Source organism: Pseudomonas sp. LBUM1651 (assembly GCF_059716135.1).
Window position 1 is genome coordinate 4926559 of the sequence record NZ_CP166805.1, and the last position, 17951, is coordinate 4944509.

At 58.5% G+C, this 17951-nt stretch carries 19 protein-coding genes; 11 read left to right on the forward strand and 8 right to left on the reverse strand.

The annotated features are described in order from the left end of the window. Positions 1 to 39 precede the first annotated feature (39 nt). Together ACA066_RS23090 and colR are read right to left on the reverse strand one after the other, a co-directional pair. Positions 40 to 1320: a sensor histidine kinase gene (locus ACA066_RS23090; RefSeq protein ID WP_497696776.1), complete on the reverse strand. Its 1281-nt coding sequence runs from the start codon at positions 1318 to 1320 to the stop codon at positions 40 to 42. Next, a complete protein-coding gene (gene colR / locus ACA066_RS23095) occupies positions 1310 to 1993 on the reverse strand; it encodes a two-component system response regulator ColR (protein ID WP_008032118.1) in 684 nt (227 codons plus the stop codon). Before colR ends, ACA066_RS23090 begins: the two co-directional genes overlap by 11 nt. A 219-nt stretch (positions 1994 to 2212) precedes the next feature. Between colR and ACA066_RS23100 the strand changes: the two genes are divergently transcribed. Next, on the forward strand, positions 2213 to 2956 hold the full coding sequence (locus tag ACA066_RS23100) for a phosphatase PAP2 family protein (RefSeq protein WP_497696777.1): 744 nt from the start codon (positions 2213 to 2215) through the stop codon (positions 2954 to 2956). A gap of 191 nt (positions 2957 to 3147) precedes the next feature. Here ACA066_RS23100 and groL read toward each other — a convergent pair whose 3' ends face one another. From groL to ACA066_RS23120, 4 genes are all read right to left on the reverse strand, one after another. Further along, the gene (groL, locus tag ACA066_RS23105; protein ID WP_008032122.1) at positions 3148 to 4791 is read right to left on the reverse strand and encodes a chaperonin GroEL; all 1644 of its coding nucleotides are present in this window, start codon (positions 4789 to 4791) and stop codon (positions 3148 to 3150) included. Positions 4792 to 4840: 49 nt separating this feature from the next. Continuing rightward, entirely contained in the window at positions 4841 to 5134 is a 294-nt protein-coding gene (locus ACA066_RS23110; protein WP_008155545.1) for a co-chaperone GroES, read from the reverse strand. A 247-nt stretch (positions 5135 to 5381) separates the two neighbouring features. Further along, positions 5382 to 5858, reverse strand: coding sequence for an FxsA family protein (locus tag ACA066_RS23115; RefSeq protein WP_497696778.1), 477 nt, complete (start codon positions 5856 to 5858; stop codon positions 5382 to 5384). 66 nt (positions 5859 to 5924) lie between these two features. Further along, positions 5925 to 6656, reverse strand: coding sequence for a HugZ family pyridoxamine 5'-phosphate oxidase (locus ACA066_RS23120; protein ID WP_497696779.1), 732 nt, complete (start codon positions 6654 to 6656; stop codon positions 5925 to 5927). A gap of 156 nt (positions 6657 to 6812) precedes the next feature. On the opposite strand from ACA066_RS23120, the gene ACA066_RS23125 reads away from it, so the two are divergent. Then, positions 6813 to 7571 carry an SDR family oxidoreductase gene (locus ACA066_RS23125; protein ID WP_497696780.1) on the forward strand — a complete coding sequence of 253 codons (759 nt, stop codon included), beginning with the start codon at positions 6813 to 6815 and terminating at the stop codon, positions 7569 to 7571. A gap of 127 nt (positions 7572 to 7698) precedes the next feature. Here the strand turns inward: ACA066_RS23125 and apbC are convergent, their stop codons facing one another. Next, entirely contained in the window at positions 7699 to 8793 is a 1095-nt protein-coding gene (gene apbC / locus ACA066_RS23130) for an iron-sulfur cluster carrier protein ApbC (protein WP_497696781.1), read from the reverse strand. A 318-nt stretch (positions 8794 to 9111) separates the two neighbouring features. Between apbC and metG the strand changes: the two genes are divergently transcribed. The 8 genes from metG to ACA066_RS23170 all read left to right on the forward strand — a co-directional run bounded on the left by metG (position 9112) and on the right by ACA066_RS23170 (position 16123). After that, positions 9112 to 11163 carry a methionine--tRNA ligase gene (gene metG, locus ACA066_RS23135; protein WP_497696782.1) on the forward strand — a complete coding sequence of 684 codons (2052 nt, stop codon included), beginning with the start codon at positions 9112 to 9114 and terminating at the stop codon, positions 11161 to 11163. A 142-nt stretch (positions 11164 to 11305) separates the two neighbouring features. Continuing rightward, a complete protein-coding gene (locus tag ACA066_RS23140) occupies positions 11306 to 11875 on the forward strand; it encodes an electron transport complex protein RnfA (protein WP_497696783.1) in 570 nt (189 codons plus the stop codon). After that, a complete protein-coding gene (gene rsxB, locus ACA066_RS23145; RefSeq protein ID WP_497696784.1) occupies positions 11872 to 13086 on the forward strand; it encodes an electron transport complex subunit RsxB in 1215 nt (404 codons plus the stop codon). Before ACA066_RS23140 ends, rsxB begins: the two co-directional genes overlap by 4 nt. After that, positions 13073 to 14062, forward strand: coding sequence for an RnfABCDGE type electron transport complex subunit D (locus ACA066_RS23150; protein ID WP_497696785.1), 990 nt, complete (start codon positions 13073 to 13075; stop codon positions 14060 to 14062). Before rsxB ends, ACA066_RS23150 begins: the two co-directional genes overlap by 14 nt. Further along, positions 14059 to 14670, forward strand: a complete 612-nt coding sequence (locus ACA066_RS23155; protein ID WP_497696786.1) for an RnfABCDGE type electron transport complex subunit G — start codon at positions 14059 to 14061, stop codon at positions 14668 to 14670. The genes ACA066_RS23150 and ACA066_RS23155 overlap by 4 nt, the downstream gene beginning before the upstream one ends. Further along, positions 14663 to 15172 carry an Rnf-Nqr domain containing protein gene (locus ACA066_RS23160; RefSeq protein ID WP_497696787.1) on the forward strand — a complete coding sequence of 170 codons (510 nt, stop codon included), beginning with the start codon at positions 14663 to 14665 and terminating at the stop codon, positions 15170 to 15172. The genes ACA066_RS23155 and ACA066_RS23160 overlap by 8 nt, the downstream gene beginning before the upstream one ends. Positions 15173 to 15197: 25 nt before the next feature. Then, positions 15198 to 15836 (forward strand): endonuclease III, encoded by a 639-nt coding sequence (nth, locus tag ACA066_RS23165; protein ID WP_008032146.1) that lies wholly within the window; start codon positions 15198 to 15200, stop codon positions 15834 to 15836. Positions 15837 to 15943: 107 nt separating this feature from the next. Continuing rightward, positions 15944 to 16123, forward strand: a complete 180-nt coding sequence (locus ACA066_RS23170) for a PA3496 family putative envelope integrity protein (RefSeq protein WP_084322711.1) — start codon at positions 15944 to 15946, stop codon at positions 16121 to 16123. Positions 16124 to 16212: 89 nt separating this feature from the next. On the opposite strand, the gene ACA066_RS23175 is transcribed toward ACA066_RS23170, so the two are convergent. After that, the gene (locus ACA066_RS23175; RefSeq protein WP_084322710.1) at positions 16213 to 16839 is read right to left on the reverse strand and encodes a response regulator transcription factor; all 627 of its coding nucleotides are present in this window, start codon (positions 16837 to 16839) and stop codon (positions 16213 to 16215) included. Between the two features lie 479 nt (positions 16840 to 17318). Between ACA066_RS23175 and ACA066_RS23180 the strand changes: the two genes are divergently transcribed. After that, complete coding sequence (locus ACA066_RS23180; RefSeq protein WP_497696788.1) at positions 17319 to 17927, forward strand: hypothetical protein; 609 nt, start codon at positions 17319 to 17321, stop codon at positions 17925 to 17927. Positions 17928 to 17951: the final 24 nt, after the last annotated feature.

The following is a 17951-nucleotide window of genomic DNA, read 5'->3' on the forward strand; positions in this document are numbered from 1 at the left end:
TTACAGGTTGACGACAGTGGCCTAGGGCCACCAACGAAATCAACTATCGCGCTGACTCAACTCCACCTGAAAACGACAGCCATTGGGTTCCATGTTCGTCAGGCTGACATTCCACCCCTGGTTCTCGCAGATCCGCTGCACCAGCGACAGACCCAGCCCCAGACCTTCACCGCGTTTTTCGTTGCCACGCACGAACGGCTCGAACATCGCCTCGCGTTTTTCCTCGGGAATGCCCACACCGCTGTCCTCGACCATGAAACCGGTGGTCGTCAACGTCAAACGGATGAAGCCCCGTTCGGTGTAATGCAGCGCATTGCGCAACAGGTTGCCCATGACCGCGTGCAGAAGCGTGGCGTTGTAGCAAGTGCTGGCCGGATTGCCCGGTTCGAACATCAGCGACAGCCCTTTGGCCTCGATCGGTTCACGCCATAGATTGAGCAGCCCGTCGGCGACCTGGGCCAGCGACTGTTGCGGCGCCATGCCGGCGTCTTCACGTTGGGCGCGGGCCAGCATCAGGAAGGTCTGCACCAGCTCGCGCATCTCTTCGCAGGCACGGGCGATTCGCTCCACCTGAGCGCGACCGCGCTGGTCGATACCGGGGTTTTCCAGCAGCAGTTCACAGGAACTGGCCAGTACCATCAACGGGGTGCGCAATTCGTGACTGACGTCACTGGTGAACAAGCGCTCCCGGGTCAATGCCTGCCGCAAGCGGCCGAGGGTAGCGTCGAAGGCTACCGCGAGTTCGCCGACTTCATCAGCGGCGTAGTCCGGTGCCAAAGGGGGCGCCAGGCCCAGGAGCTGATCGCGGTGACGTACCTGGCGCGCGAGCCGCACCACCGGCGCCATCACCCTGCGCGCGAGGATCCAGCCCAGGAACACGGCCAAGGCCAGACTCAGTACGAAGCCCACCAGCACCACCGCGAACAACACCCGCTCACGTTCTTCGAAATCACTCTGGTCCTGCAGCAGCACATAACGCCGGCCATCGACGACTTCGACCATCGCGTGATAGGACAACTGCTCGCGGAACACTTCGTGGAAACCCGGGTCGAGATGGCGCAAATCCTTGGGCAACTCGAAATCGCCCGGCCCACCGCTGAAATAAAACAGCTGGTCTGGCTCGGGGCGATGGCTCCAGTCCGAGACACTGTCCATCAACAGCAGGCGTTGCAAATCACCGCCGAGGCCTGCCGAAATCAGTTTTTCTTCCACCAGGTGCACGGTCGCGACAATGCCCATGGCGAAGGCCCCCGCGACCAGTGCGCTCATCAGCGCAAAGGCAATGATGATCCGTTGAGCAAGGCTCTGTTTAAACTCCATCTCGGCCCTCGGCCAAGCGATATCCCACACCGTGCACGGTTTGCAGCAATGGCTTGGCGAACGGTTTGTCGATCACCTGACGCAATTGGTGGACGTGACTGCGCAGGCTGTCGCTGTCCGGACAGTCATCGCCCCACAGGGCCTCTTCGAGAATTTCTCGGCGCAGGACGTGCGGGCTTTTCTGCATCAGCACGGCGAGCAACTTCAGGCCCACCGGGTTGAGTTTCAGCAAGCGCCCTTCGCGGGTGACTTCCAGGGTATCGAGGTCGTAGCTCAGATCACCGACCTGCAAGGTACGACGGCCGCCACCCTGTGCCCGACGCATCACGGCTTCGATCCGCGCGGCCAGTTCAGACAGGGCAAAGGGTTTGATCAGGTAATCATCGGCGCCGGACTTGAAGCCTTGCAGGCGGTCGTCCAGTTGATCGCGGGCCGTGAGCATGATCACCGGCGTGTCGCGACGAGCGTCTTCGCGCAAGCGTTTGCACAGGGTGTAGCCGTCGATGCCGGGCAACATGATGTCGAGCACGATCAAATCGTAGTGCTCGGTGGCCGCCAGGTGCAGGCCTGACAAACCGTCCTGCGCGCAATCCACAGTGTAGCCCTTGAGCCCCAGGTAATCGGCCAGATTGGCCAGGATATCGCGGTTGTCTTCAACCAACAGAATGCGCATGGGCACCTCCTCCGTACACAGTAACGGCCGTCTTGGCCCGCGCAGCTTAAGGCCTGGCGTAGCTCAGGGCTAGGACTGTGTGCAGTTGAAAATCCTGCCAACAAACCTGTCGAGTCCTTAACGACTTTTTCACTATCGATTCACACAGAGGCGACACCACCGGGTTCAAACTCCGCGCGGCTGCGCTCTCAAGAACATTCAACCGACCAAGGAACTGCCATGGTTTCGACCCTTGCCCGCCCCGCCTCTCGCCCGCTCAATTTCTGGGTGTGCCTGGGTGTTCCCGCCGTTGCGGCGATCATTTTGGTGCTGCTCGAACTGACGTCCCTGGACATGGACCTGGCCCAGCTGTTCTATGACCCGGCGGCCGGAGGCTTCATCGGGCGCCACAGTTACTTCCTCGAAAACATCCTGCATGACCGCGCCAAGCAAGTGGTCATCGCCTTCTCGGTGTTCGCCATCCTCGGTTTCATCGGCGCCTTTTTCATCGACAGGCTCAAACCGTTCAAACGGGAACTGGGCTGTCTGGTGCTGTCCCTGGGACTGGCGACATCCTTTGTCACGCCGGTCAAAGCGGTGACGGCGGTTCAATGCCCGTGGAGTCTGGAGCAATTCGGCGGACACGAGACGTACAGCGAACTGCTCAGCCCGCGCCCACCCACCGACAAACCCGGTCGTTGCTGGCCCGGCGGACATGCCGCGACCGGGTTCACGTTGTTTGCGTTGTTCTTTGTGCTGCGGGATCGACGTCCGCGTCTGGCACGTAAAGCCTTTATCCTTGCCTTCGCGCTGGGCACGGTGTTTTCCGTGAGCCGGATGATGCAGGGCGCGCACTTTTTCTCGCACAACGTGTGGACGGCGATTTTTTGCTGGCTGATTTGTCTGGGGTCGTATTACTACATCCTTTATCGACCGGCTTCCAAGGCTGAGAAGGTCGTCAGAGCAGAACCTATCGGCGCCTGAGCTGACGCCTTCGCGGGCAAGCCTTGCTCTACAGGTTCATGGCGTGCGCGGATATTGCGTCCGACTCAATATCTGTAGGAGCAAGGCTTGCCCGCGAAGGGGCCCTCATGAACAACACACCTTTTATGACGGGCAATAAAAAACCCCGCCTGCTTTCGCAGGCGGGGTTTTTCGTACGGGGTAAGGCTGGCTTACATCATGCCGCCCATGCCGCCCATACCGCCCATGTCTGGCATGCCGCCGCCAGCTGGTGCGTCTTCCTTGATCTCGGCGATCATGGCTTCGGTGGTGATCATCAGGCTGGCAATCGACGAAGCCGCTTGCAGAGCCGAACGAGTCACTTTGGCCGGGTCCAGGATACCCATTTCGATCATGTCGCCGTATTCGCCGGTGGCAGCGTTGTAACCGTAGTTACCCGAACCCTGCTTGACCTTGTCGACGACTACGCTTGGCTCGTCGCCGGAGTTGGCAACGATCTGGCGCAGTGGCGCTTCAACAGCGCGACGCAGCAACTGGATGCCAACGTTCTGGTCATCGTTGTCGCCTTTGAGCTCGGAGATTGCCTGCAGAGCGCGAACCAGTGCCACGCCGCCGCCAGGTACCACGCCTTCTTCAACGGCTGCACGGGTAGCGTGCAGGGCGTCTTCAACGCGGGCTTTCTTCTCTTTCATTTCAACTTCGGAACCAGCGCCAACCTTGATCACTGCAACGCCGCCGGACAGCTTGGCCAGACGCTCTTGCAGTTTTTCACGGTCGTAGTCGGACGAAGTGTCGGCCACTTGCTGACGGATCTGCAGAACGCGAGCCTGGATGTCAGCCTCAACGCCGGCACCGTCGATCACGGTGGTGTTTTCTTTCGACAGGATCACGCGCTTGGCATTACCCAGGTGTTCCAGGGTAGTGCTTTCCAGGCTCAGACCGATCTCTTCGGAGATAACGGTACCGCCAGTCAGAACAGCGATGTCCTGCAGCATGGCCTTGCGACGGTCGCCGAAGCCTGGAGCCTTGACGGCTGCGACTTTGACGATGCCACGCATGTTGTTCACAACCAGAGTCGCCAGGGCTTCGCCTTCAACGTCTTCGGCCACGATCAGCAGTGGACGGCCGGCTTTGGCAACGGCTTCCAGTACTGGCAGCATTTCGCGGATGTTCGAGATCTTTTTGTCGACCAGCAGGATCAGCGGACCGTCCAGCTCGGCAGTCATGGTCTCTGGCTTGTTGACGAAGTACGGGGACAGGTAGCCACGGTCGAACTGCATGCCTTCAACAACCGACAGTTCGTTTTCCAGACCCGAGCCTTCTTCAACGGTGATCACGCCTTCTTTACCGACTTTTTCCATGGCTTCGGCAATGATGTCGCCGATGGAGTTGTCGGAGTTGGCCGAGATGGTGCCGACCTGAGCGATGGCCTTGGTGTCAGCGCATGGCTTGGACAGGGCTTTCAGCTCTTTGACGATCGCGATGGTCGCTTTGTCGATACCGCGCTTCAGGTCCATCGGGTTCATGCCGGCAGCGACGGCTTTCAGGCCTTCGTTGACGATCGATTGAGCCAGAACGGTAGCGGTGGTGGTGCCGTCGCCTGCGTCATCGTTGGCACGGGAGGCAACGTCTTTGACCAGCTGCGCGCCCATGTTTTCGAAGCGGTCTTTCAGCTCGATTTCTTTGGCAACGGACACGCCGTCCTTGGTGATGGTCGGAGCGCCGAAGCTCTTCTCGATGATCACGTTACGGCCTTTAGGGCCCAGGGTCGCTTTTACCGCGTCAGCCAGGACGTTGACACCGGCGAGCATTTTCTTGCGGGCGGAATCGCCGAATTTAACTTCTTTAGCAGCCATGATCGATATTCCTTAAATACTTTGTAGTAGCGGGAAAATGAGCGGGGAATCAGCCTTCGATAACAGCGAGGATTTCGCTCTCGCCGATGACCAGCAGGTCTTCGCCGTCAACTTTCACGGTGTTGCTGCCGGAGTAAGGGCCGAACACAACCTTGTCACCCACTTTCACGGCCAGCGCGCGCACTTCACCGTTTTCCAGTGCTTTGCCCGGGCCTACAGCCAGGACTTCACCCTGGTTTGGCTTTTCAGCAGCCGAACCTGGCAGGACGATACCGCCAGCGGTTTTCTTTTCTTCTTCGCTGCGACGGACGACGACGCGGTCATGCAGAGGACGAAGCTTCATTGTCGATCTCTCCTAATTGTGGTTTTCATCGGCCGGTGTATTCCCGGCAGGTTTAACAAATCCGGCGGTGCCGGGTGCGGTTCGTCAAGCGAACCGCGGAAGTCTGTCTGGCGTGATCGCCAGAAACCTTGCGGTGACCGTTACATAAGGGCGCATAAGCTTATTACAAGGGCGCGGATCGAAATTTTTTACATCCATGCCCCGAAAACGAACACGGCACCCGAAGGTGCCGTGCAGGTGAAACGTTTTACTTGGATTCGCGGTGTTCGAACTCGCCTTCAATCACGTTGGGCTCGCGACCCAGAGGCTCGCGTGGCACAGGACCGCCGCGTGGTTGAAGGTCATCGGCGAACGCGCGCTGACGAATCGCTGCCTCTTCTGCGCGCTGGCGCATTTTATTGGCCAGCAGACGACGGGAGATCGGCAGCAACATGATCAGACCCAGCACGTCGGTGACGAAGCCCGGCAGGATCAACAGACCACCCGCCAGTGCCAGCATCAGGCCTTCGAGCATGGTCTGTGCCGGCAGCTCGCCGCGGTTCAGGCTTTCACGCGCACGCAGTGCGGTTGCCAGACCAGCGATGCGCAGCACGAACACGCCGAGCATCGAGCCGAGAATGACCAGCAGCAGGGCCGGGAAAAACCCGATCGCCCCGCTGACCTTGACGAATACGAACAGCTCCAACACCGGAAACAGTACAAAGAGCAATAAAAAAGGGCGCATCAAATGGTTCCTCAACGCAAGAATGCCTTGCCAGTGTCCCCTAGATGACGTCGCCATTGCGTGAATTCAAGCGTCGGCCACTTCATTTTTCGGCCAATGCTCGGCGTGAGCCAGAAAAACCAAGGCTTCGCGGACTTGTGTCGGCGTATTACATGGGGCTTGAAACGGTAGCCAGTAGAGTCCCTGACCGATGCGCAGGTGCATGCCTTCCGTGTCGATCCCGGCCAATTGCGCCGGCTCGGTTTTCGGCAGGCCCGCGAGCTCGACATAGTGGGCGATGGCTTTGGCGTGATCGGCATTCATGTGCTTGACCATGCTCACTTCCGCCTTGCCCGCGAAAGGATTGGCCAGTGTCAGCTGATCGACCCAGTGAATCGCGCCGAAACCGCCGATGTAGCGGTGACGCACGGGGTTGAGCACCCAGAAATCGAAATCGTGGGCCTTGTGGTAGCTCTGCGAATCCGGGAAATAGCGGTAGTAACGCTCGGCCGCCGCATCGATGGCGGCCTCGTCCACAAGCTTTTCCGCTTCGGCGAGGTAGGTCAGGCGACCAACGGCTTGCACGTCTTCGGCCTCACGCTCGCCCACGAACAGTGAGCATTTCGGGTCTTTTTGCAGGTTATGCGTGTGCTGGGCGATGCGGCTGATCAGGATCAGCGGCCGCCCCTGCCCGTCCAGGCAGTACGGAACCACCGAGCCAAACGGGAAGCCGGGCATCGCCTTGGAGTGCGTCGAGAGCACTCCACGGTATTCCTTGAGAAGCAATTCTCGGGCATTCTTGGCCGCTTCAACGCTCAATTTATGACTCCTTATATAGAATCCGTCGAAAAAAACGGACAGGCGACTGGTGAAAGTTACAGTCCGCCATCGGGGCAGTTCTCATGTGCACGTCCGGTGCAGATCGAGAGGCTCTCTTGCAGGAAGACAACTCCAACCTGTTACCGGGGCATGCGAATGCAACTCACTGACAAAGTAATCATTATCACTGGCAGTTGCCAGGGTTTAGGCCGTTCCATGGCCGAGTATTTCGCCGGCAAAGGCGCGAAGCTGGCGCTGGTTGACCTGAACCAGGAAAAGCTCGATGACGCCGTTGCCGCGTGCAAGGCCAAGGGTGTCGAGGCCCGCGCCTACCTGTGCAACGTCGCCAATGAAGAGCAAGTGACGCACATGGTTGCCCAGGTGGCCGAGGATTTCGGCGCGATTCATGGCCTGATCAACAACGCCGGGATCCTGCGCGATGGCCTGCTGCTGAAGGTCAAGGACGGCGAGATGACCAAGATGAGCCTGGCTCAATGGCAGGCGGTCATCGATGTCAACCTGACCGGCGTGTTCCTGTGCACCCGTGAAGTCGCGGCGAAAATGGTCGAGCTGAACAACAGCGGCGCGATCATCAATATCTCGTCGATCTCCCGTGCCGGCAATGTCGGCCAGACCAACTACTCCGCTGCCAAGGCCGGTGTCGCGGCAGCGACCGTGACCTGGGCGAAGGAACTTGCGCGCTACGGCATTCGTGTGGCAGGTATTGCGCCGGGCTTTATCGAAACCGAGATGACACTGGGCATGAAGCCTGAAGCGCTGGAGAAAATGACGTCCGGGATTCCGCTCAAGCGTATGGGCAAGCCGGAAGAGATCGCTCATTCGGCGGCGTACATTTTCGAGAATGACTACTACACCGGCCGGATCCTGGAAATGGATGGCGGGTTGCGGATCTGAAGCCCCCATAGATCAATGTGGGAGCTAGCCTGCTAGCGATTGCGGTGGTTTCAGCCAACATATTTGTTGCATGTGAATCCGCTATCGCTAGCAGGCTAGCTCCCACAGTTGATTGTGTTTGAGATCATCAATCGTCGCTGATGGTGATATTCGGCATCGCCGGCGATACCGCTTCCTGCAACACAATCCGCGCGCCGACATGGCGGGCGAGTTCCTGGTAGACCAGCGCAATCGGGCTGTCGGGCTCGGCGATCACCGTTGGCTTGCCGCCGTCGGCCTGTTCGCGAATGGCCATTGCCAGCGGCAACGAAGCCAGCAGCTCGACGCCATACTGGTTGGCCAGTTTCACACCACCGCCCTCACCGAACAGATGCTCGGCATGCCCGCAGTTCGAGCAGATGTGCACGGCCATGTTTTCCACCACGCCCAGCACCGGGATGTTGACCTTGCGGAACATCTCCACGCCTTTGCGTGCGTCAAGCAACGCCAGGTCTTGCGGGGTGGTGACGATGACTGCGCCAGCCACCGGGACTTTTTGCGCCAGGGTCAGCTGGATGTCGCCGGTGCCTGGCGGCATGTCGATGACCAGGTAATCCAGATCGCCCCAGGCGGTTTGTGTCACCAGTTGCAACAGCGCGCCGGAAACCATCGGCCCACGCCAGACCATCGGCGTGTTGTCGTCAGTCAGGAACGCCATGGACATCACTTCGACGCCATGGGACTCGATCGGCACGAACCACTTCTGATCCTTGACCTTTGGTCGGGTGCCTTCGGGAATGCCGAACATGATGCCCTGGCTCGGACCGTAAATGTCCGCGTCGAGGATCCCGACCTTGGCGCCTTCGCGGGCCAGGGCCAACGCGAGGTTGGCGGCGGTGGTGGATTTGCCCACGCCCCCTTTGCCGGACGCCACGGCGACGACATTCTTGACGTTGGCCAGCCCCGGAATCTGCGCCTGAGCCTTGTGCGCGGCTATCACAGTGGTGATATCAACGCGGGCACTGGTGACGCCGTCGAGGCCTTCGATGGCCATCTGCAGCATCTGCGCCCAGCCACTTTTGAACAGCCCGGCGGCGTAGCCCAACTCCAGCTGGACGCTGACGCGATCACCCTGGATGTCGATGTTGCGCACGCACCCGGCGCTGACCGGGTCCTGGTTCAGGTAAGGGTCGGTGTACTGGCGAAGGACGGCTTCCACCGCTGCGCGATTGACGGCGCTCATGGGCAACTCCGATAGCAAGACTGGAAAATCAGGCGGGTATCCTACGCCGGACATACATTTGTGGCGACCAGATTACTCTGGCTGGAAAGCTTACCTGTGGCGAGGGGGCTTGCCCCCGTTCGGCTGCGCAGCAGTCGTGAATGTAGACTACTCGGTCTGTCTGACAGATTGCAGGGGGCCGCTGCGCGACCCAACGGGGGCAAGCCCCCTCGCCACAAAAAGCGCAACTGCAACACAACTCCCCTGAGTCACGGGGTGAAAAATATGCGCCGGCGCTTTATAGTGGCCGACCTCCGTTTCATCAAGTAGCCGAGCCCCATGTCCGAGCCACGCAAGATCCTCGTCACCAGCGCCCTGCCCTATGCCAATGGTTCGATCCATCTTGGCCACATGCTGGAATACATCCAGACCGATATGTGGGTGCGCTTCCAGAAGCACCGCGGCAATCAATGCATTTATGTCTGCGCCGACGACGCCCACGGTTCGGCCATCATGCTGCGCGCGGAAAAGGAAGGCATCACCCCGGAACAACTGATCGCCAACGTCCAGGCTGAACACAGCGCCGACTTTGCCGAGTTCCTGGTGGACTTCGACAACTTCCACTCCACTCACGCCGAAGAAAACCGTGAGCTGTCAAGCCAGATCTACCTGAAGCTGCGCGACGCCGGGCACATCGCCACGCGCTCGATCACGCAATACTTCGACCCGGAAAAGAAAATGTTCCTGGCCGACCGCTTCATCAAGGGCACCTGCCCGAAATGCGGCACTGAAGACCAATACGGCGACAACTGCGAAAAATGCGGTGCGACCTACGCGCCGACCGATTTGAAGGATCCGAAGTCGGCGATCTCCGGCGCCACCCCGGTGCTCAAGGATTCCCAGCACTTCTTCTTCAAGCTGCCGGATTTCCAGGAGATGCTGCAAACCTGGACCCGCAGCGGCACGTTGCAAGATGCGGTCGCCAACAAAATCGCCGAATGGCTGGATGCCGGCCTGCAACAGTGGGACATCTCCCGCGATGCGCCGTACTTCGGTTTCGAAATTCCCGGCGAGCCAGGCAAATACTTCTACGTCTGGCTGGACGCGCCGATCGGCTACATGGCCAGCTTCAAGAACCTGTGCAACCGCACGCCGGAGCTGGATTTCGATGCGTTCTGGGGCAAGGACTCCACGGCCGAGCTGTATCACTTCATCGGCAAGGACATCGTCAACTTCCACGCCCTGTTCTGGCCAGCGATGCTCGAAGGCGCCGGTTTCCGTAAACCGACCGGCATCAACGTGCACGGCTACCTGACCGTCAACGGTCAGAAAATGTCCAAGTCCCGCGGCACCTTCATCAAGGCCCGGACCTACCTGGATCACCTGTCGCCGGAATACCTGCGTTATTACTACGCGGCCAAGCTGAGCCGTGGCGTCGACGACCTCGACCTGAACCTCGAAGACTTCGTGCAGAAGGTCAACTCCGACCTGGTCGGCAAAGTCGTCAACATCGCCAGCCGCTGCGCCGGTTTCATCCAAAAAGGCAACGCTGGCGTGCTGGTGGCGGGTAACGCCGCACCGGAACTGACCGAAGCGTTCCTCGCCGCAGCGCCAAGCATTGCCGAAGCTTACGAGGCTCGCGACTTTGCCCGTGCCATGCGCGAGATCATGGGCCTGGCGGACCGCGCCAACGCCTGGATCGCCGACAAGGCACCGTGGTCGCTGAACAAACAGGAAGGCAAGCACGACGAAGTCCAGGCCATCTGCGCCCTGGGCATCAACCTGTTCCGCCAACTGGTGATCTTCCTCAAACCGGTGCTGCCATTGCTGGCCGCCGATGCCGAGGCATTCCTGAACGTCGCGCCGCTGACCTGGAACGACCACGCGACCTTGCTCAGCAACCATCAGCTGAACGAGTTCAAACCGCTGATGACCCGGATCGACCCGGTGAAAGTGCAAGCCATGACCGATGCTTCGAAAGAAGACCTGACCGCCAGCCAGACCGACACCGGCGAAGCGGCACCTGCCGGCAACGGCGAACTGGCCAAGGATCCACTGTCGCCGGAGATCGAGTTCGACGCCTTTGCCGCGATTGACCTGCGCGTCGCCCTGATCGTCAAGGCCGAACATGTAGAAGGTGCCGACAAGCTGTTGCGCCTGACCCTGGACATCGGTGACGAGCAACGTAACGTGTTTTCCGGAATCAAGAGTGCTTACCCGGACCCGTCCAAGCTCGATGGTCGCCTGACCATGATGATCGCCAACCTCAAGCCACGGAAAATGAAATTCGGGATCTCCGAAGGCATGGTGATGGCGGCCGGCCCTGGCGGTGAAGAAATCTACCTGCTCAGCCCCGACAGCGGCGCCAAGCCGGGTCAGCGCATCAAGTAAGATTCTGCGGTAAACCGATCCCACAGTCGTGCCCGGCGCGACTGTGGGATTTTCATGTCTGGCCCACCCTCCTTCCTTGCCGGATAATGCCTAAGCTTTTTAGACCACCCCGTTAAAGAGCCTTCTTTCTTCCGGCACGATCATGACCGAGATTGTTCTTACGCTTATCAGCGCTGCCCTGATCAACAACTTCGTGTTGCACTGGCCGCTGGGCGTCGATCCGCTGCTTGGCACAGAGCGCCGCCAGGTGCATGCGCTGGGCATCGCGACGACATGCCTGATGCTGATCGCCGGCATGCTCGGTCATGCCCTCTACCACTGGCTGCTGGTGCCGCTGGGGTTGAGTTCGCTGGGCCTGTTCGTGTTTTTACCACTTAGCGTCTTGCTGATCGCGCCGCTGCTGACGCTGCTGCCGAAGCTGTTTTCCACGCTTTCGTTCGAAGGTCTCTGGCCATTGCTTCTCGGCAATGCCGGCGTCCTCGGGCTGGCGCTGATCAACGTGCGGGACGACAAGGGATTTTTCCACGCCACGGCCCTGAGTCTCGGTGCCGGGTTGGGTTTCTGGCTGGTGCTGAGTCTGTTCTGCGACTTGCGCCAGCGCACCCTCGATAACGATGTTCCCCTGCCCTTTCGCGGCCTGCCGATCGACCTGATCGGCGCCGGTTTGATCGCAGTGGCTTTTCTCGGATTCAGCGGACTGATCAAAATATGAGTCTGATTCAACGCATCGACGCGCTTTTGCCGCAGACCCAGTGCGGCAAGTGTGGCCACCCCGGGTGCAAGCCGTACGCCGAGGGCATTGCCAGCGGCGAGCCGATCAACAAGTGTCCGCCGGGGGGCAGCGAAACCATCTCGGCATTGGCCGAATTGCTGAAAGTACCGGTGCTGGAACTGGACGTCAGTCGCGGTTCGGCCCCGGCGCAAATTGCCTACATCCGTGAGGCCGAGTGCATTGGCTGCACCAAATGCATTCAGGCCTGTCCGGTAGATGCCATCGTCGGCGCGGCGAAATTGATGCACACGGTGATCATCGACGAATGCACCGGTTGCGACCTCTGTGTGGCGCCTTGCCCGGTGGACTGCATCGAGATGCGGCCGTTGCCGCTGGCCACGGTGTTGCCGATTGTCGGTGGCCTGGCGTTCAGTCTGGAAGAACAACAGGCGCGCACCGCCAAACGCAATCACGCACGGCGCCGTTTTGAACAGCGCAATGCGCGTTTGCGTCGTGAAGAAGAACAGAAACTCGCCGAGCGTCAGGCACGGGCACATCGCGCTGCGCAGCACACTGAAGTGACAACGCTCGACCCGGTTCAGGCCGCGCTGGAAAGGGTCCGGGCGCAGAAAGCGGCGAATGCCGATGCTGCGCTGAAGAAAGCTAAGATCGATCTGGCAATGAGCCGCGCGCAACTGAACAAATCGCTCAAGGCGTTCGGCCATCCGCCAACCTTCGAACAGCAATCGCAACTGATTGTCCTGCAACAGCAGTTCGAAGCGTCCGAACAAGCCCTGGCGCAGTTGGAAAGCAGTGCACCGCCAGCCGCTGCGCCCACTGCGCCAGTGAAGGACGCCGAGCTGAAACGGGCGAAAATCCAGCTGGCCATGCGCCGCGCCGAACTCAAGAAAGCTCAAACCAGCGAAGCGCCGGCCGAGCAGATCGAAAGCCTGGAACGCGCACTCGGCGACGCCGAAAAAGCCCTCCACACCGCCGAGGCTTCGAGCGAACAACCCTTACCTGACCTGGCGCGTGTTGAAAAACGCCCCATCGACAACCAGCTTCGCCAACTGAAAACCGAATTGGCCTACGCTCGCGCCGACGTCAGCAAACTCGAACGACGCACCGACACACCCACCGAGCAGATGAACAAGGCACGCGCCCGTCTGCAGGAAGCCGAGCGTCAGGTGGATGCCTATGTCGCCCCTTGAATCGGTCGACGAGCGCCTGCAGCAGGCCATGAAGCTGGTGTTGCTGGCCACCGTGCCGGGCATGCTCGTGTTGTTCTGGTTGTATGGCTGGGGTGTATTGATCAACCTGATTCTGGCCGGTGTGACGGCGCTGGCCGTTGAAGCGGCGGTGTTGCAGCTGCGCAAGCGGGAGCTCAAACCCACCTTGAGCGACGGCAGCGCGCTGGTCAGTGCGACGTTGCTGGCCCTGGCCTTGCCACCGTATTGCCCGTGGTGGCTGACGGTCTGTGCCGCGGCGTTCGCGCTGTTTGGCAAACAGCTGTATGGCGGAGTCGGAAAAAATCCGTTCAACCCGGCGATGCTCGGTTTTGCCCTGGTGCTGGTGACGTTTCCCCAGCAGATGACCCATTGGCCGTCGTCCCATGGCATGGACCTGCTCGGTGGTTTGCAACAAGTGTTCGGTTTCAGCCTAAGCCAGACGCCGGATGCCTGGGTCCAGGCCACGGCGCTGGACAGCCTGCGAATCAACAAAAGCCTGACCATGGACGAACTCTTCGCTGGCAATCCAGCCTTCGGCCACTTCGGTGCGCGCGGCGTGGAATGGGTCAACCTCGCCTTTCTGGCGGGCGGCGCGTTTCTGCTGCAACGCCGGGTGTTCAGCTGGCATGCGCCGGTCGGCATGCTTGCCAGCCTGTTCGTCATCAGCCTGCTGTGCTGGAACGGCTCGGGCTCCGATTCCCATGGCTCGCCACTGTTTCATCTGCTCACCGGCGCGAGCATGCTGGGGGCATTCTTTATCGTCACGGAACCGGTGTCTGGCGCCAAAAACCCAGGCGGGCGACTGTTGTTCGGCGCGGGTGTGGGACTGCTGACTTACCTGATTCGTACCTGGGGCGGTTATCCGGACGGCGTGGCGTTTGCGGTGCTGCTGATGAACCTCTGCGTGCCGGCGCTGGACCGGTTTGTCGCATCGAGACAGGAGCGAACTGCACCATGAACCGAGCGTCGAGCGTGGTGATTCTGGTCGTGCTGGCAGGCCTGGGGATTGGCGCAACTTACCTTGTGCAGCAGAGCAGCGCGCCACGCATTGCGACCGAACAGCGCCTGATCGACAGCCGCAATCTGCTGGACCTGCTGCCCGCTGACAGTTACGACAATCAACCGCTGGAACAACCGTTGCGCCTCGACGATACGGGATTGACCAACAGCACATTGCAAGGCGGCTACCTGGCGACCAAGGCCAGCCAACCCAGTATCGTTTTGTTGCGCAGCCAGGTATTGGGTTATGCGGGCAGCATCGACTTGTTGATCGCCATTGGCGCAAACGGCACGTTGGTGGGGGTCAAAACCCTCAAGCAATCCGAGACTCCGGGGCTGGGCGCGCGTATCGCCGACTGGCCGAATGCCTGGCTCAATGACTTTGCCGGCAAGTCGCGAAGCGAACCGGTCGACAATGGCTGGGCGTTGAAAAAGGATCAGGGCCAGTTCGATCAGATTGCAGGGGCAACTATCACTTCAAGAGCCGTGATCAACGCCATCCACGATGCCTTGCGCTACTTCGACGAACATCGGCAACAGTTGATCGGGAACAGTCCCCATGAATAAGTCATCGACGCTGCAGAACTCGCTGATGCTCGCACCGCTGATCGGCGCCACCGACTCATGGATGACCGCGCTGGGCCTGTGGTTGATGTTCATTGTGGTGATCAGTGCTTATGGCGTCGGCATGGCGGCCCTGCGACCCCGACTTGTTCCGTCTGCCCGACTGTTTGCCGGCATTTTGCTGGCCGCCACGCTGACCAGTTGCGCGGAAATCGCCGCACAAGTCTGGTCACTCAAATGGCATCAGCAGGTGGGAATCTATGCCGGACTCATCGCCTTGCAATGTGTCGTTCTTGACCACACGGGCTTCTTCCAGAACGCATTGCGTGAGCGTCTTCGCCTCTGTGGCCTGTTCGGCGCGCTGATGGTGGGCTTGGGCCTGCTGCGCGAACTCATCGGTAATGGAGGCCTGCACCTGGCCACTCTGGTCCCTGGTGGATTCATTCTGTTGGGGCTGGTGATCGCCGCCTGGCAGGCCTGGTCCCGCCCGAATCCCTCACACTGACCGCTTTCGAGGAAACGCACTGCCCATGAATGCTGCAAAACGTCTGGAAATTTTCCGCAGGCTGCATGAAGACAACCCGGAACCGAAGACCGAACTGGCCTACTCCTCGCCCTTCGAATTGCTGATCTCCGTGATTCTCTCAGCGCAATCAACCGATGTCGGCGTTAACAAGGCCACCGCTAAACTCTACCCGGTGGCCAACACGCCGCAGGCGATTTATGCGCTGGGCGTCGAGGGGTTATCGGAATACATCAAGACCATCGGCCTGTTCAACAGCAAGGCAAAAAACGTCATCGAGACCTGTCGCTTGCTGGTGGAACGCCATGGTGGCGAAGTACCACAGACCCGCGAGGAGCTGGAAGCGCTACCCGGCGTTGGCCGTAAAACCGCCAACGTGGTGCTCAACACAGCCTTTCGCCAGCTGACGATGGCCGTGGATACCCACATTTTTCGGGTCAGTAACCGTACCGGCATTGCGCCGGGTAAAAACGTGGTCGAGGTCGAGAAAAAACTGATGAAGTTTGTGCCCAAGGAATACCTGCTCGATTCCCATCACTGGCTGATTCTTCACGGACGTTACGTCTGCCTGGCCCGCAAGCCCCGTTGCGGCAGTTGCCGGATCGAAGACCTGTGCGAATACAAGCACAAGACTTCGGACGATTGAGGCGCTATTAGGTTTCTTGATTTATCGATTGAAAAAATCTTTTTTACCCGCGCAGAGATTGTCGCTATAAGGGGCGCCAAAGGCAGTCTTAGCCTGGAGTTAACCTTATGAGCACTGGCAAAGAGCAATTGGACGTAGAAGAGGACTTCACACCCGTTGAGGCCGATGACGCGGAACCGGTGGTTGAAGTGGCAAAGACCAACCTGAGCAAACGCCGCACTATCGACAACCTGCTGGAGGAGCGCCGACTGCAAAAACAGTTGGCCGATTACGATTTTGACCTATGACACCTGAAAGCCTCCCGAAACGGAGGCTTTTTTTAAGTGCAAAACCTCGAAAACGCCCATTTACCAAGCCCCGTGAAGCGCTGGTGCAGTCACACCAACCCATTGCGTTGAGCCAGTTCGATCAAGTCCACCAAGGACCGCGCATTGAGCTTTAACAACAGGCGAGTCTTGTAAGTACTGACGGTTTTATTGCTGAGGAACATTCCATCGGCAATTTCCTTATTGGTCTTGCCCCGGGCCAACTGTTGCAAAACCATCATTTCCCGCCCCGACAAACGATCCACCATATCGGCTTCACTGGCGTTCCCCAGACTGGAACGCACTGTATGCAGGGCTTGATTGGGAAAATAACTGTAGCCTGACAATACCGCCTTTATTGCACTGAGCAACTCAGTGAGATCCTGTTGTTTGCAAACATATCCGGCAGCACCAGACTGCATGCAACGCATCGAAAAATGTCCGGGCGCCTGGGAAGTCAGTATCAGCACTTTCATTGGCATTGCTGCCGAGACCAGGCGCGCAATGACTTCCAGTCCATCCAGCTTCGGTATTCCTATATCCAGGATGACAATATCCGGCATATGTTCACGAGCCAGTTGTAATGCATCCACGCCATTATCTGTTTCTGCAATGACTTCGTAGCCATGACGCTCCATCAGCATACGTACCGCAAGACGAATGACGGGGTGATCATCCACGATCAGCACTTTATTCATGGGCAAGTCCAATTTTCGCTGTTCGAATTTTTAGAGCCCGCACAATAGCCTAGTCGTTTCACCCATGGCACGCTGCCCCTCCCGGCGACCCACACCGAGAGACATTCCCTACAAACAATGCAGAATATTCTTACAAGAAATCTTCTAGACCAACGCGTCGGAAACTTTATTTGCTTTATGACACTCCACTTATCAACAATTTTTTTGTATCAATTTAAAAAGAAAACCAAAACAATAAATCGATATCTGTGGTCGGACGCGCCCCTAAAGTTGAGCTACTCTTCACGAGCACCTGCATTTCAGGGCTAACGCGACACCTTGAAAACAACACACACAAAACCTTATACCCCCCCCAACAACTTAATCGGAATAAAACAGATATAGGCCAATTATAAATTCACAGCTAATATAAAAACTACAAACCCTAACTATCACCCATCAACCTAAAGAGAAAAGACAAACTTATATGAGTACAAAACATGATAAAACTCAAACAGAGAATCACCAACCCCATGACAGTCATCGCCATATTCGCAACACTGTCTGAAACATCGGCAGCAGTCTCCCTGCCGTTCCTCGACAATAAGGACAGAGAACTCTATATCTGGTTTTTGATCAGCTTTCCGTTTTATTTGCTTCTTCTGTTCTTCGCCACACTCAACTTCAATTATCGATCGCTCTATGCGCCGTCCGATTTTGAGAAGGGAAAGCATTTCATAAAAGTCATGGACAATGCCGAGCGTCCGGACGTTGCTCAAGGCACGCCTGGCGAGAACGGTGGACGGGAAAACCTATCGGTCCAGCACCACATCGAGTTGCCCGAGCGAGCGAAGGACCTGCACATCATTGATGCGCGATGGATGAACAGAAAAATCGAATTCCGCGAGCTTCTGGAAAGGATTCGGTTACCCAAGGGAGATTCGACGCACGTTGTCGTGTTTCTCACCAGTGCCGAATCAGAGAACTTACTGAAAGAAAGCGCGATCAAATTTTTCAGACACGTAAAGAAACGCAGCGGCGCACCGTTTTGCATTGCTTACAATGTGAACTCACAGGGCATGACGGTCATTGATCAACTCGCCAAATGACCCACAGCGGTCAGTAGCGTTTTA

Excerpts from the sequence above, each read along its gene's own strand:
- ACA066_RS23090 (WP_497696776.1), bottom strand. The coding sequence starts at position 1,320 with ATGGAGTTTAAACAGAGCCTTGCTCAACGGATCATCATTGCCTTTGCG.
- colR (WP_008032118.1), bottom strand. The coding sequence starts at position 1,993 with ATGCGCATTCTGTTGGTTGAAGACAACCGCGATATCCTGGCCAATCTG.
- ACA066_RS23100 (WP_497696777.1), top strand. The coding sequence starts at position 2,213 with ATGGTTTCGACCCTTGCCCGCCCCGCCTCTCGCCCGCTCAATTTCTGG.
- groL (WP_008032122.1), bottom strand. The coding sequence starts at position 4,791 with ATGGCTGCTAAAGAAGTTAAATTCGGCGATTCCGCCCGCAAGAAAATG.
- ACA066_RS23110 (WP_008155545.1), bottom strand. The coding sequence starts at position 5,134 with ATGAAGCTTCGTCCTCTGCATGACCGCGTCGTCGTCCGTCGCAGCGAA.
- ACA066_RS23115 (WP_497696778.1), bottom strand. The coding sequence starts at position 5,858 with ATGCGCCCTTTTTTATTGCTCTTTGTACTGTTTCCGGTGTTGGAGCTG.
- ACA066_RS23125 (WP_497696780.1), top strand. The coding sequence starts at position 6,813 with ATGCAACTCACTGACAAAGTAATCATTATCACTGGCAGTTGCCAGGGT.
- apbC (WP_497696781.1), bottom strand. The coding sequence starts at position 8,793 with ATGAGCGCCGTCAATCGCGCAGCGGTGGAAGCCGTCCTTCGCCAGTAC.
- metG (WP_497696782.1), top strand. The coding sequence starts at position 9,112 with ATGTCCGAGCCACGCAAGATCCTCGTCACCAGCGCCCTGCCCTATGCC.
- ACA066_RS23140 (WP_497696783.1), top strand. The coding sequence starts at position 11,306 with ATGACCGAGATTGTTCTTACGCTTATCAGCGCTGCCCTGATCAACAAC.
- rsxB (WP_497696784.1), top strand. The coding sequence starts at position 11,872 with ATGAGTCTGATTCAACGCATCGACGCGCTTTTGCCGCAGACCCAGTGC.
- ACA066_RS23150 (WP_497696785.1), top strand. The coding sequence starts at position 13,073 with ATGTCGCCCCTTGAATCGGTCGACGAGCGCCTGCAGCAGGCCATGAAG.
- ACA066_RS23155 (WP_497696786.1), top strand. The coding sequence starts at position 14,059 with ATGAACCGAGCGTCGAGCGTGGTGATTCTGGTCGTGCTGGCAGGCCTG.
- ACA066_RS23160 (WP_497696787.1), top strand. The coding sequence starts at position 14,663 with ATGAATAAGTCATCGACGCTGCAGAACTCGCTGATGCTCGCACCGCTG.
- nth (WP_008032146.1), top strand. The coding sequence starts at position 15,198 with ATGAATGCTGCAAAACGTCTGGAAATTTTCCGCAGGCTGCATGAAGAC.
- ACA066_RS23170 (WP_084322711.1), top strand. The coding sequence starts at position 15,944 with ATGAGCACTGGCAAAGAGCAATTGGACGTAGAAGAGGACTTCACACCC.
- ACA066_RS23175 (WP_084322710.1), bottom strand. The coding sequence starts at position 16,839 with ATGAATAAAGTGCTGATCGTGGATGATCACCCCGTCATTCGTCTTGCG.
- ACA066_RS23180 (WP_497696788.1), top strand. The coding sequence starts at position 17,319 with ATGATAAAACTCAAACAGAGAATCACCAACCCCATGACAGTCATCGCC.